The organism is Chitinophaga ginsengisegetis, from assembly GCF_900168065.1.
In the GTDB taxonomy this organism is placed as follows: Bacteria; Bacteroidota; Bacteroidia; order Chitinophagales; family Chitinophagaceae; genus Chitinophaga; species Chitinophaga ginsengisegetis.
Genome location: NZ_FUZZ01000004.1, coordinates 630,178 through 645,391, shown reverse-complemented (window position 1 = coordinate 645,391; position 15,214 = coordinate 630,178). Strand labels below are relative to the sequence as shown.

The following is a 15,214-nucleotide window of genomic DNA, read 5'->3' as shown; positions in this document are numbered from 1 at the left end:
AATTATATTATGGACCTCAAATAATAAAGAATGCAGGCTAAAGTTTTATCCCTCCGTAAATACTCCCTTTCTTATCAACAATTAATTTATGAAGACATTGTAAAGAAAGACAATGTTCTTATGGATATTGATGAATTGGCTCAGGACGGCAATAAATTGATTATCATAGAAGGGAATGAAGGCAGTGGAAAGACTAATATCCTCCTGCAATTAGCAACAAAGCATATGTTTTCTTCATTCACCTATTTCATTAACCCTGCCTGTAGACTGACATATAAGCAGGATTACCTTATGGAGGATCTAGGGAAACAATTTTATTTTTATATAACTGGTCAAGATCCAGATCAAGAGATGGTCATTAATGAATCTGCTTTTAATAGCCTTGTTTTAGAGGTTATGAAAAAGGCATCCAAAAATAATGATAAGTTATATTTTATATTTGATGGATTGGATCAAATCGATAACAGTGATTTAAATTTGCTTTTGCCTTTAATTCATGACTTACCGTTTAATAGCAACTATTTTCATTTTATAATATCTGGCGAATATGCGACAATTTCAAAAATCCTTCCGAGATCTGTTAAGGAATATAAACAGATAAGAATTCTCAAGTTCTCAGTTGACGACACAATCACATTTTTTAAATGGTCAGGAGAAGAGAACAAAGAGAATGCTAAGGAAATACTAAGTATAGCGAAGGGGAATCCGGGAACACTATCACAAATTAAGAGAATTTTAGATAATGGGATTTCTATTGAAGATTTTTTATCTAGAACAGATATTGATGAGAAGAATAGCCTGCTAAATATCGAATGGAACCAATCAGGAATTGACAAATTGGGATTCAGTGACTATATTATAAAGGCACTTTCAATAATAATATTTAGTGAAAATGTTTATTCTCTTGAAAAATTAGCTCATATAATTGACTTAGATGTAAAGGAATTAGAGAATAAACTATCTATATTGAGTTTTCTTGCAATTAAAGAAAATCAAATTTCATTTGTTTCAAATTCCTATCGAAAATTTGCCTCCATAAAGCTGAAAAAATACGAACGTGAAGTATTGTCATTTCTCGTTAGTTATTTTACAGATTCCAATGATGAAGGATCAATACTAAACTTAACAACTTTATATGATAAGAAGGAGGATTATCCTAATCTAATCAAGTTGCTTGATATAAATAGTATTAATATAATTATTAGTCAAACGAAATCTTTTTCTGAAATAAGAAAGCAGTTGAATTATGGATATAAAGCATCAAAACGCGTTGGTAAAATAAATGAAGAGGTTTTCAAATTTTCATTGTATCGAAGTATCTTATCCAGTATTCAAAAGGGAGATATTAAGGAAGCACAGATAGAAGCGTATGTCAGACTAAATATGCATGAAGAAGCGGTTGGATTAGTAACATCTCCTGTGTTAAAAGAGGACCGATTAAGAAGCTTGCTGCATTACTTAAAAGAAGTGAAGATAAATTCTGATAGTAATATTGAAGATTCATACAAAGAGGAAGTGCAGAATTTATTATCAGAGTCTGATCCTGAATTTATAAAAGAAAATTTGATCGAGATAGCTATAGATATGGCTTATGTCATGCCTGAACAGGCTATGAAAGTTATCACCGATTTTTCGGGTCAAAATAAAACAAGTAATATAGATATGCTTGTTGGTTATGTTTCTCTAATATCAAGAATAAGATCGAATAATGATGATGATTCAATTAAGGTTTCTTCTGATCAAGACATTGATGTGAATAATTCATTTGCTGACGATTTTGCCGATTCTATTGGATTTGGAGTCAAGAACTTGTCTGGTAAAGAAGTTATTAGGGAGATAAATGAACAAAAGAAAATATCAGATCGTATTTTTAAAATTAAAAGTTGGATTAAGCATAATCGGAGTGAAACTGATATTTACGAAGTGGTATTATATGGCCTTGATTTGATTATACAAAGTTCATCCGAAATTAAGCCGACTACAACTTTATTATATTCTATTGTTAAGACCATTGATAATATTAATTATTATCAACAGTTAAAGCCTATTGTAGATAAAATAGATGAATTATTGACAACTACTACTACACCTACCATAGATAAATTTCTTATATTCTTTACAGTAATTAAGGCCGTTTATCCATTTGATGAGAAAAGAGCAGAGGAGAGAGCATTTGAGGCTTTTCAAGAGCTGGAAGACATGGAAGATTATGTTGTTGCACTGGAGATTCAAGCTAGTGCCCTACAGCTTATTAAAGATATTGATATTCTTAATAAGAAATCGACAAAATTTATTTTTTCACAGGAGGAAGTGAAAAATGAGATAGAAAAGAGATTCGCGATGTTGTTAGCGGAGACTGCGAACCAGTATTCTGAAGTTCGTGATACCTTAACGGTTTTAGCCAAATGTGACTTAGAATTTGCAATCTCTTTAGCTAAAAGACTGAATGTAGCTGAAAGAAGAAATAAATCCATCGCTCATTGCTTAGCTACTTATTCAAAGATACCTATGGAAAGGTGGAATATCGATTTATTAAAAAAGACAGGATTATCAATCAAACACGATAAGCGAGAATTTAACCGAGCTATAATTTCAATTTTTACCTCTGTATATAAGAGAAAGGAAGAACTGACAAATGATGATCGGCAAAAATTTGTTAGATTAATACCCTGCATAAATGATGTAGAGGGGTATGGAACTCGATGTATGTTGATAACCATAACTTTATCCATTTTGGCTTATAAAAATGAGAAGATTTCTGAAGTGGCTTTAAAATATATTCAACTTACCGATAAGCTCTATAAAGCACTTTATGAATTTTGGTCCCAAGTCGATAGTTCATTGGTGAAAAGTCTCAACGGATATAAGATAGCGTCAACTTTGTGTAACACGGATAGAGAACTTTCCCTTCAATATTTGCGAGAAGCTGAAATTTTATCTTCCAATTTAAATATTGATGATTTTGCCCATCTGAATACACTTCAGGATTCAATTAGAATAATTATTAGGATTTACTGTGCGTTATTAAGTAAGGATAAAAGTTATTCGTATGAGAAGGTTGAGCGTTTTATTAAGTTAATACCATCTGTTGCAGAACAACTTTCTCTGTGGGCTGAATTTAGTGTGAGATGTGCGGGCATTGGCGAAGTAGGTGTTTCCGATGATGTAGTGGCAAATAGGATAATTCCGATCTTGGACAGTTATAAATCAGCAAAAGATAAATACTATTTTACTTCTTTACTCGGTAAATGTGCTAGCGCTATACATTGTTCGCAGCCAAAAGCTTTGCATTTAATGTTGCAGCATGTTTCCCCTGAAAATATCGACGATATTTTATCACCAGTTTTCTTTGTTTTGCTTACTAAGAAATTTGATACTGAACCATATACGACTTCTTATAAAAAAGTAAAGTTGACATACCAGCAAGCCTTTGAGTATCTTGAATTGTTACGACATTTGACAACGGATCATACTTTTTTCTATCACTTACAGAATTTGACCTCTGTGTTTGTTGAGCAGCCCAGTATAATGGTTCGTGAACAAAAGAATAACTTGTATAGTAAGATTGAGCAACTTATAAAATCAAAATTGCCCAATATAAAATATGGAATTTCTCATAACGGATATGTGATCCTTTCTTCTGCTTGTTTGAGTAATTTGAAGTTGCATTCCAATACTGGCACTGCTGAGATTAGAGAGATGTATGATGAGTTTGAACGACAGGCTATGGAAATCCCTAATCTCACTGATCGATCTTATACTTTATCCCGTTTAGCTTGGGAGTGTACAAATAAAAGAAAGCAGATTGAACTTATGAATAAAGCTTTCGAGCAAGCTAGCATGATCGGCAGTATTAGCGAAAGAGTTGCTAGCTATGAAGAATTACTTGCCATGGCGGAAAGAATTGCACCCTCAATTGTTGTTGAACATCACAGGAAAATTATTTCTGAAATTTATAAATTAGACAATGATGAGATGTTTCCGAGTTTTAGAAGAGTGATTGATGCCGTTTACAAAAGCGACAAAAATTTGGCTCAGAAGATAGTTAATTCGCTTGACTCTGACCCGGCTAGAAGTGCTTTATTTGAATCCATGTCTGAACATCATGAAGATCTCAAACAACGAACTGATGTATATGAAGACTACTCTTTAATTGGCCAAATTAGAGATAGACGAAAGATGGGGGAGGTTGTAGATAAGCTTCGTGGAGACTTGAATTCGCAGAAGCGTACAGTTAAACCTTTAGATAAGATAATTAATCTTTTGCATACCGCCTCAATCATACCATTAGGAAGAGCCTTACCACTTTTTGAATTTTATATTGAGAATGTTGTTAATAATGATAGTCTTAGTAGCTCTTTTTTAATTTCATTGTATGACGCAGCATGTAATAACGCGGAGTTTTGTTACTCTCTTATCTGTTATGTAAATAAGAAGAAAGTTGGTTTACGCTCTAGCGTGGATTATAATGATGGTACCGTAATAGTGCGCCCAGGAATGCGCTCTGATGGAATTAGCTTCATTAAAAAGCACATACAAACTATTGACTCTAAAGACATTGTTATAATAGATCCCTATTTTTCAGAGAAAGATACTGAGTTTGTAAAAAGCATTGCAGATTGGTCATATATGGCAAAAATCACTGTACTAACTGGTCCCGAAGAGTCTAAAGATTTCACGGCCTCGTCGTTTATTGAGAAATGGAAAGAATTGACTGAAGAGAAGACTCCGGAAGCACGTGTTATTAAAGTACGTACTCAAGATAATAAATGCCCGTTCCACGACAGATATATCGTTTTTAGAGATAAGTTCAAAAGCCTGAGACTCAATGCATCTATTAATCATATGGGTGAATACAAAACAACAGAAATATCTCTGATGGAATCTAATGTTGAATTGGAGAAGTTAAATAATGATTATATTATTCCATTTATCGTGAATCGAGATGGTAGTTATGAAAACTTGACCATTAAATACGAGATGTTTGATGTATGATAAGCCGTTTTTATGAGAAGAAGCATTTGACGTATAAAGTTTAGGAACTTTATGAATGCCAATTTTATTTTCTTTGCTATTTGATTGCGAGTGTTTGGTGATTGCAGCCGAGGTGCTTTTAAGAAAGGGATAGATAAATTTAAAAAAAGTTAAAGAATTATTACTTTAGATCCAGGATAAAATATGTTATGTTAGCATTTCCGGCTAAAGTATGTTTCTTCAGAACCATGGTTTTTTTAGCGATAGTCCATAAAAGAAACCGATATTTCCAAATAAGTTATTAGTTTAATGGTTAATGCGAGACAATAAATATGCAGGCAAGTACAGTTAGAACCCATTTATATGATTACACGGCGGGTAGCGGCCGAGATAAAAGAGCTTTTATTGAAACTGCAAATGTGGATAAAGGAGGTGTCTCTACTTGGGAAATAGGATCTAGTATAAGGAAGACAGTTATTGACCTTGAAAGTGGCAAGTTTGATGTCCATTCAAGCCATGAATTACCTACAGAAGATATTGCTTTAATGATTAGAGAGAATTGCCCATTTTCTCTATTTTTAAACTGTCCGATTTTGAGGTAGAAGGTCAAAGGCATCAACCACACGAAGAATAGTTTTTTGTCTACAAATGCCTCATCAGGCGACAGTATTACCATAAATCTTATCTTGTGCTAAATACAACTAACATGTTAGCCGTTTATTAATAATTACTCCTTTTCTTTGTAGGCATATTGTTACCCTTTTGAAGTAATTTATTAAAGTAGTGTTCGACAAGTTGCCATTCCCCTTTTTATGGAATATTCACCTTTACCATTGATTTCTTTTGCCCTGAAGGGGATTGCACTGTACCTGTCCGCACAGGTTAATTCGGCTAAGTATATACTTAACCATACATCCCCTATACAAGGCGTTAAAATTGTCAATTAGTCATAAATAATCACGGTTCATTGTAGCACCCTATAATAATTAAGTCAACTATGGAATTAAATACCCTAATCAGTTCTTGTCTTATAAAGAGAAGTTTATCCGTCGGTTTATTAATCATTTTATTCCTTAACTGTCATGCTCAAAGCGATTTTTCGACATTATTGAAATCGCTTAGTATTACTGGTCCATCCCCGACCGCAGCAGCATTAGGCGAATACGGAAAAAGCCCCATTGGTTTGGCTACAGGCACTCCCGATATCACCATACCACTATACACTGTTAAAACTCAGCATCTGGAATTGCCTTTAATGCTGAGGTATAGTTCCAATGGTATTAAAGTAGATGCCATTGCATCCAGAACTGGTATGGGCTGGAATATGGAGGCAGGTGGAGTAATTACTAGAAATGTAAATGGGAGCCCTGATGAATCAAGTACCTGGTTACCTTATACTATAACAGGCAGGGCTGGTGTTAAATACATGTGGAAAGCGGCAGATGTGGCAGAAGGAAACCTGTTAACCTGGGATACCCAACCGGATTTGTTTACGTATAATTTTGGGGGGTACACTGGTAAATTTACACTCGATTCTGCCAGGAATGTAGTATTGATTAAATATGAGAACCTAAAAATCGAGTATTATTTCGCAGATGCAACGCTTAATTTTAAAGTAACGGCTCCAGATGGTGTCATCTACTTTTTTGGTGGTTTTGGTGCCACTGAGTATACGAAACCTCCATCCAGCAGCGGAGTGTGTGAGGTTAACTACATAAGAGCGTCATCAACGGCATGGTACCTCACTAAAATAGTACATCCATTGGGAGATTCTATTATGTTTAAATATCAGGGATTTACGAGTACCTATGAGTCTGGCATCAGTCAAATCTACACTGCTAAAACTTATGGAAGCCCTACTTATAATTGTAGCGAGGGTCTTGTTTGTGATGGTTATGGAAATTCCACCTGTTTGTCCCGATTGCGTGTGGATGCCTTCGCGTTATCAGAAATCAACACCTCACAGGGAGACAAAATAAAGCTGATCAATTCGCCGAGATTAGACATCGATAACGAATTGTTGTTGGATAGTATCCAGATCTATCATAAGAAAGATCTTACAGTACCCTATAAGGTCATAGATCTTCAATATACCTATTCGCAAAGCCGACAGAGCTATGCCAATACCTATTTTATCAATCCTCAATATAGCAAGCGCCTGTTCTTAACAGATGTTATTGAAAAAGCGAAGGGTAACACATATAAGAAGCACAGTTTTTTTTATAATGATTATGATGGATTGCCAGCAAGATTATCTTTTTCGCAAGATGACTATGGTTATTTTAACGGGAAATCCAACAGCTATCTGATCCCAACTCCACCACAAGGCTATCAGGCAGAGTTTTCCTACATTGTGGCTGATCGTAGTCCGGACCCTGCTTATGCCGGAAAAGGGCTTTTATCCAAGATCGTTTTTCCGACCGGAGGATATGATACGCTGATCTATGAAGGACATTCTATCAATACCATACAGGCTATTCCTCCTTCAACTAGTTATATTACCATAACTACGGTGGGGCAGGGAGTTAAGAGTGTAAAAAAGATTGATACGTTGATTACCCCTAGTGTCAATCAAAATGTAACATTCTATTTTAAATGCGAATTAGTACCGGGGGAAAGCTACTTCCCACTTGATAATTACATGTATGTGCGCATTTATAACGGAAGCTCGGAGATATATAGTAAAACAATTAATGTCGACAGCCCTGAAAGTTACACCCTCCCACTGTTGGCCGGCACGACTTACAAAGTCGAGTTAAATGTGTATGGCAACGTAGTAAGGGGGACTGCTGACTTTTCCTATACAGGGGGGCAGCCAACATACGAGGACAGGAATAAATTTGTCGGGGGAATGCGTATTGCCGAAGTTAAATCCTTTTCCAGTGAGCGGGGATTCCATGATATCAGAAAGTTTTACTATGGTATTCCAACAAACCTATTAAAGTCATCCGGAGATATTGTTGAAGAGGTATGGGGATATTTCGCAGAATTTCCCGTTCGCTTTTTTTGTGGGTCTACCAGTCAGCCCCCCTCTGGATTTACAATTGCAGAGTGTATGAGAAAAGCTGCCTATTCCAGCACTATGCATAATACATTCGGCAGTGCCGCGAGTCACATTTATTACCCATCGGTGGTGGAAAGTCATGGTAATGACTTTGAGAACGGAGGTATCTGGACGACTTTCAAAGTTCGTAGTAATGACTATGCGGAACTAATGCTGGGCTATCGGCCGCATGGAATGACCTCATCTAACGTTGCTTGGGAAAATGGGTTGAAGACTTCGGAACTTTATTTTTCAAAGGTGAACAACAACTTTATAAATCGAAAACTTACTGCCTATCATTATAAGATTGACTTTCGTTACCAAAAAGATTTGTTTGGATATCTGGTGAGGAGGCGATACGAGGAAATCGTTATAAACCCTGATACATCACCAGTTAATCCAGAGGAGTATGCAATGTATGATGTTTTAAGATACCCGGTTACTGGTAATTGGACCTACATGGATTCAACCTATACTACGATTTATGATGATAATGGAACAACTTTAACAACCCAAAGCGCATATACTTATGACAATGCGCTGCATACTTTTCCAAACAGGATATGGAGTATAAGAAGTGATGGGCAGGAGGAGTTTGCTAACATGTCTTATCCACTGGATTATGCGCCCGGAACTGCTTTTTTAGATAGTCTTAAAATCGCCAATATCGTTAATGTACCTATTGAAAATGTGAAATATCTGAAGCAAGGGACGAACATAAAGGTACTTGCTGGTTCTATCACCTTGTATAATGCCAGCAGGAAAGGAACAAAAAAATCGGAATTATTGTTGGCAACGCCTAATCCGGTTGCCTTATCAGATTTTAAGTTCTCCAATCGAGCTAAAGGCATTTTACCACAGGCAGGAAGCGCAACCGTTTTTTCTCAAGACCCACGTTATGAAGAAAGGATTACCTATGATGGTTATGATGCCGCAGGCAATATTAGTCACTTTGTTATCAATCAGCAAACCGGGATGTGTTATTTGTGGGGATACGATGCACAATATCCGATTGCGGAGGTGAAAAATGCTGACCTGTCAGATGTGGCTTACACTAGCTTTGAATCTGCAGAATGGGGCAATTGGACTTCGACAAGTAATACTTTTATTACTAATGATGGGCTTTCCGGAAAACAAAGCTATGCTTTAGGCAGTGGTAACATCAGTAAGTCCGGACTCGGTTCCTCAAAGAAATATGTGGTTTCTTATTGGGCCAAATCCGGATCAATTATTAATGTTAACGGAACTGTGAGCACTGCATCTGGAGCAACCTATAATAATTGGACTTATTACGAGAAAATAGTAACAGGCATATCTGCTGTTACCATTAGTGGTAGCGGTAGCATTGATGAATTACGATTATATCCACTGGAGGCCCAGATGACCACCACCACCTACGAACCCGGTGTTGGTGTTACAGGGAAGCTAGATGAGAAAGGAGGACTTGCTTATTATGAATATGATGCATTCGGCCGGTTAAAATTGGTGAAAGATCAGAATGGAAAAATCCTCCAGCAATACGATTACCAGTATAAGACCACCTTATAGGAAATTATGCTGGTAATGTAAATGATGGATTCTATGTATAGATTTTTTCGAAGCAGTACGTTAATGCCATTTTCTTACTTTTCTTTTTATCAACATATTGTTTGTTTAAAGTCTTTATCTATGAAACAGTTAAAAAAATATAGTTTTATTTGTTTATTGATCTTGGGCTGCAAAGCTCCTATACTGGCTCAGGTAACGGGTGCCTTCTGGGTAAAAGGGGATACCTCTAAATTTTACCCAGTCACGTTTGCAGATGGCGGGTGGAATAGTAATGTTGCTACTGACCTGGAAGTAGGCCGTTCAAACGTGCATAATGACAACTGGTGGAGGGGGTCTATTATAGCGAGATTCAGATACCATGTAACCGCGTGGGGAAATGGATCCAATTTTATTGATGCTGATATAAGGCAGTACAGCAATGTGGCTGGATTAAATAGAATGATCGCTGGCTGGAGAGATGCCACAATAGCTAATTCAAGTGGCAGGATTATCATCTGGATGCGGGGAAATACAAGTTATAACTATCGCTCCAATTTTGCTGTTTCCCCGGTTATTTATGACGGAGAGCAAGAGCCGCTTCCCTACCAGGAAGTTGGTGGCCCGGCCCATAGTTTTAAAGCAGCGGTGGACAGTGCTGTGAATGTCTATGGCTCTACCTATAATAGTTCCGCTTACTTCATTGGTGGAGGAAATAACTATATAGCCGGTAAATTGGCTATAGGAACCTATAATCCCGGTAGTTATAAACTTGCTGTGGAAGGTACTATAGGGGCGCGGAGAGTTAAGGTAACCCAAGGAACCTGGGCTGATTTTGTGTTTCATCCAGACTATGAGTTGCCTTCACTACAGGAAGTAGAGCGTTTTATTAAAGCCAATAGACATTTGCCAGAGATCCCTTCGGCGAAGGAGGTAGACAAAGATGGATTGGATGTGGGGGAAATGAATAAGAAACTATTACAGAAGATAGAGGAGTTGACCTTGTATATGATTGAGATAAAGAAAGAGAGTGCTGCGCAGCGTGCAGACCTGGAGATGTTGAAGAAAGAAATTAAGAAGAAAAATTAGCTGTTATTCTTGAAGTCTTAGTTACCTCATTCATTGACAAACCTATTGAAATAATTATCATGTATAGATTTTATCTGATTTTAGTGTTGTTGGGTTTTACGATAACGCTGCAGGCGCAGAATAAGCCGGATGTCACCGGCCGGCCATCTGCGGCCCCGGTTGCCGTACCAGCGGCCTATACCAATGCTACGAATAATTATGTCCGAACTTGGGAGCCGGCAGCCCCCCTTACTGATACGTCCTATGTAGCATCGCTTAGCCGCCCAGTAACAGAGGTACGGCAATCGACCCAGTATTTTGATGGACTGGGACGGCCGCTGCAAACGGTGTCAAAAGCGTTGAGTGTCGGAGGAAACGACCTGGTTTCGCCTATTGTATATGACCAGTTTGGAAGAGAGCAAACCAGGTACCTGCCTTATGCAGCGCAGAATGTTAGTGATGGAAAATTTAAAATGGATCCATTTAATGCCCAGAAGACTTTTTATCAGAATGTTACCCTTGCACCTGGCGCAATAGGAGAAAGTGTATATTATAATCGCGTTGATTACGAGCCCTCCCCATTAAACCGCGTACTCAAAACTTATGCTCCTGGTAACAGCTGGGCTAAAAATGACCCGGCAACAGTGGAACGCGGTGGTAACCGCTCTGTATCTAATCAGTATCTGATAAATACTGTGTCAGATTCTGTGCGTATCTGGGATTTTGCAGCGAGTGGTATTATTCCCACTAGTTTGGCTGGACGTATATATACTGCAGGGCAATTATATAAAAATGTCACTACTGATGAAGCGGCAGGACAGGTAGTGGAATACAAAGATAAGAAGGATAGGGTAATACTGAAGAAAGTACAACTGGCGGATAATCCTGGCACTGGTCATATGGGTTGGTTATGTACTTATTATGTTTACGATGATCTGGGTAACCTGCGTTTTGTGATTCCTCCGAAAGCAGTAGAAGCCATCATCAGTAACTGGACAATTAGTACTGCTATTGCGGCGGAGCTTTGTTTTATTTATCGCTATGATGGCCGTAGCCGCATGATCATTAAGAAAGTACCTGGTGCCGACTCCACAGAGATGGTGTATGATGTCAGGGATCGGCTTACATTTTCCAGAGATGGTAATATGAAAGATAGCAGCTGGTTGGTTACGTTCTATGATGCGCTGAATCGGCCTACGATGACGGCACTCTATAATGACGCCAGTACCAGGGAAGTACTACAGACTTCATTGAATACAGCCATAAGCAATACGCAATCTATACTCTACACCTTCCCAGGTACGGCGGATCTGGTGCTGGCATCATATGATGGCAATACCCCTTTGTACCAGGCCACCAGCAGCATTACCCTGACGGATGGTTTTGATACAGGTACAGGAGCATCAATAATTGCCGAAATCAATGCAGCTGCAACGCAGGGCGCTAGTACCGTAACCGCCACGAATCCGCTGCCTAACATCCCGGTCAGTAAGCTCACGCCATTGACTTACACTTATTATGATGTTTATGGGTTTACCGGTAACAGGAGTTATGATAATGTAGATATTGCCAAGCCTCAAACAGGTAGTAATCTATATGCAGAAGCTTTGCCAGCCAGTCCAAGTAATATGATCAGAGGTCTTGTTACGGGAACAAAGGTAAAAGTACTAGGAACAAACCAGTGGCTTACTACCACTAATTATTACAATGATAAAGGGCGCCCGATCCAGATGCTGTCCGATAATATTAGCGGAGGGTATGATGTAACCAATAGCTTATATGATTTTAACGGAAAGCTACTCAGTACCTATCTGCGCCATCGTAATCAGCGCAGCAGTACCACATCCCAGTTAACTGTACGTACCATCATGAATTATGATGCGGGCGGGCGTTTAGTAAGTATTAAGAAGCTGCTTAATGATACAACCCAGGAAAAGACCTTATCGATAAATGAGTATGACGAGCTTGGGCAATTAAAGAAAAAGCGTTTAGGGGTGACCGGAGGAGCTACCCAACTGGAAACTTTAAATTATGAATATAATATGCGTGGGTGGTTAAAAGCTATTAATAAAGACTTTGTGGCTACCGCCAGTGGCTCTTCCAATTGGTTTGGGCAGGCACTCAGTTATGATTATGGGTTTACTTCAGCGCAGTATAATGGCAATATTGCAGGGACTATCTGGAAAAGTCGCAGTGATACTATCGCAAGGGCATATGGTTATAGCTATGATAAGGTTAACCGCCTTTTGTTTGCTGACTTTAACCAGGTAAACGCCGGCAGCACAGGTTGGACGAAAAGCCAAAAAGACTTTTCGGTGACCGGACTTGCCTATGATGCTGCTGGCAATATCCAGTTTATGAATCAAAAGGGGATGAATGGCGTGACTATACAAACCCTGGATAGCCTGAAGTATGGTTATAATACGACCAGTAATAAATTATCTTTTGTAACAGACAGGAAGAACAATACCCTAAGTCAGTTGGGGGACTTCAGAGAAATTACCAATAATGAAACGGCCGATTATCTTTACGATGCCAATGGTAATTTGACAAAGGATGCTAATAAAAACATCGCCGTCATCCGGTATAACCACTTGAATTTGCCCGACAGTATCGTTATTACGGGGAAAGGAACTATTAAGTACCTGTATGATGCTGCCGGCAATAAGCATAGAAAGATCATCACAGACAACACTGGTGGGGTGGCAAAAGTGACGATCACCGACTATATTAACGGCTTTGTATATAAGAATGACACGCTGGAGTTTGCAGGTCATGAAGAAGGTCGGATTCGACCCGTATTTGCAGTAGGACAACCGGTGCGTTATATGTACGATTATTTTGTAAAGGATCATTTGGGTAACGTGCGTATGGTACTCACGGAGCAATCTGACTTTACCATGTATGCGGCTACGATGGAACCGCCGGCTGCTGCCACTGAAACAGCGCTGTTCAGCAATGTTGATAATACACGCGCCGATAGGCCTGTTGGTTATCCGGTGGATGAAAGTGCGGGAGAGAATACTGCTGTTGCAAAGCTCACTGCTACCGGTACTGGTAAGAAAATAGGCCCGTCTATCGTGCTGCGTGTAATGGCAGGGGATACTATTCAGCTCAGTGCCAAAGCATTTTATAAGTCCGGCGGTCCTCAGGATAAGCAGTCTGGTACCTCTGATGCAGAAAATATATTGGCAGACCTGATCCGGGCTTTTAATGGTGGAGCAGCAGAACCCGGCGCGCATGGTATTGTTGAGGCAGGGCAACAAACGCCATTTAACAGCAGTTTCTATAATAATGATTACCAGCGGTTGAAAGAAAAAGAACCTGATCAGCCGAATAATAACAGACCTAAAGCCTATCTTAATTTTGTACTATTCGACGATCAGTTTAAATTAGTAGATGAAAATAGTGGGGTAAAGCAGGTAAAAGCCGAGCCGGATCAGCTGCAGACGCTTAGTCAGGATAAAATGGTGATTGATAAATCTGGCTTTCTATACGTATATACTAGCAACGAGGGGACCCAGGAAGTGTTCTTTGATAATGTCATCTTAGCGGTTAATTCAGGGCCACTACTAGAAGAAACACATTATTATCCGTTTGGGTTGACGATGGCGGGGATTAGTTCGAATGCGTTGAAGGGGACGAATTACTCAAAGAACCGGAAAGAGTATAATGGCATGGAGCATACAACTGATTTAGATATGAATCAGTATGATGCGTTTTTTAGAACACTTGATCCTCAAATAGGCAGATGGTGGCAAATTGACCCTAAAGGGGAATCTTCTTTAAGTGAGAGTCCATATGTAAGTATGGGTAATGACCCGGCAAAAAACATAGATCCACTTGGTGATTACTTTTTTGGACTGTTTGGTTCAACATCTGCACAAAGAAGAGCGGCCAGAGAAGTGGCTGAACAAACCGGAGGGGAAGTAGTGAATAGGACATCTCGTAATATCCATGTAAATTATACTACGATAGAGAAAACTTATAGTGAGCCTGCTGGGGCGGCGATAAATACTGCTGTTGGTCATACCGTGAATTTTAGATCTAATGGAAGAGTTGACGGGGGAGGCGCTGTGGCTAATGCTTATATAGATCAACAGGCGGGCTACTGGTCTAACCATAGAGTTGATCAGAACGGAAATGTTCAATCTATGCCAGCATCTGGGCGAGCCGATTATGTTCCGGTAGAGGCATTATTAGTTCCACTACCACCGATAGTGAGTTTATTTGGAGGTGCAGCTAAAGTAGTTAGAGGAGGAGCCTTAGTTTCCATGACAGAGGAAACTTTTTCACAGGCTTTATTTAAGGGTGCCGAAAAGATGGGGAATTATGAAATCTGGGGTACGAAAGGCTTAGTAGGAAATACTTTTAATAGAAATATTTTCTATTTAGATGCAACCAAGAAAAGCCTATCAGGATTAAGGGTATTAATGGGGAATATGGAAGCTGAGGCTATTGGAGCCGGTGCTAATAAGATTTCTATTTATGGTTCATCTGTAATAAATAAAGGGTTTTTAAATCCAAAAATAGCTGAGCGTTTTGGATATTCATTTGAGCAATCGGGTAGTGGAGTTTTTATGCAAAAAGTATTAACACCTTAAT

The 15,214-nt window shown here is 38.7% G+C and carries 5 protein-coding genes; all 5 read left to right on the top strand.

Features of this window, described 5'->3' with window-relative positions; translation table 11 throughout:
• Positions 1-30 precede the first annotated feature (30 nt).
• The 5 genes from B5Z18_RS25275 to B5Z18_RS25260 all read left to right on the top strand — a co-directional run bounded on the left by B5Z18_RS25275 (position 31) and on the right by B5Z18_RS25260 (position 15,213).
• Positions 31-4,995 (top strand): P-loop NTPase family protein, encoded by a 4,965-nt coding sequence (locus tag B5Z18_RS25275; protein WP_079472309.1) that lies wholly within the window; start codon positions 31-33, stop codon positions 4,993-4,995.
• A gap of 311 nt (positions 4,996-5,306) precedes the next feature.
• The gene (locus B5Z18_RS32360) at positions 5,307-5,576 is read left to right on the top strand and encodes a hypothetical protein (RefSeq protein ID WP_143313686.1); all 270 of its coding nucleotides are present in this window, start codon (positions 5,307-5,309) and stop codon (positions 5,574-5,576) included.
• Positions 5,577-5,971: 395 nt separating this feature from the next.
• Positions 5,972-9,565, top strand: a complete 3,594-nt coding sequence (locus tag B5Z18_RS25270; protein WP_079472307.1) for a hypothetical protein — start codon at positions 5,972-5,974, stop codon at positions 9,563-9,565.
• Between the two features lie 120 nt (positions 9,566-9,685).
• Positions 9,686-10,630, top strand: a complete 945-nt coding sequence (locus B5Z18_RS25265) for a hypothetical protein (RefSeq protein ID WP_079472305.1) — start codon at positions 9,686-9,688, stop codon at positions 10,628-10,630.
• 59 nt (positions 10,631-10,689) lie between these two features.
• A complete protein-coding gene (locus B5Z18_RS25260; RefSeq protein ID WP_079472304.1) occupies positions 10,690-15,213 on the top strand; it encodes a DUF6443 domain-containing protein in 4,524 nt (1,507 codons plus the stop codon).
• The last annotated feature ends 1 nt before the right edge of the window (position 15,214 follow it).

What these genes read in the sequence shown, in the direction of transcription:
- B5Z18_RS25270 (WP_079472307.1), top strand. Translation starts at nt 5,972, where the DNA reads ATGGAATTAAATACCCTAATCAGTTCTTGTCTTATAAAGAGAAGTTTA.
- B5Z18_RS32360 (WP_143313686.1), top strand. Translation starts at nt 5,307, where the DNA reads ATGCAGGCAAGTACAGTTAGAACCCATTTATATGATTACACGGCGGGT.
- B5Z18_RS25260 (WP_079472304.1), top strand. Translation starts at nt 10,690, where the DNA reads ATGTATAGATTTTATCTGATTTTAGTGTTGTTGGGTTTTACGATAACG.
- B5Z18_RS25275 (WP_079472309.1), top strand. Translation starts at nt 31, where the DNA reads ATGCAGGCTAAAGTTTTATCCCTCCGTAAATACTCCCTTTCTTATCAA.
- B5Z18_RS25265 (WP_079472305.1), top strand. Translation starts at nt 9,686, where the DNA reads ATGAAACAGTTAAAAAAATATAGTTTTATTTGTTTATTGATCTTGGGC.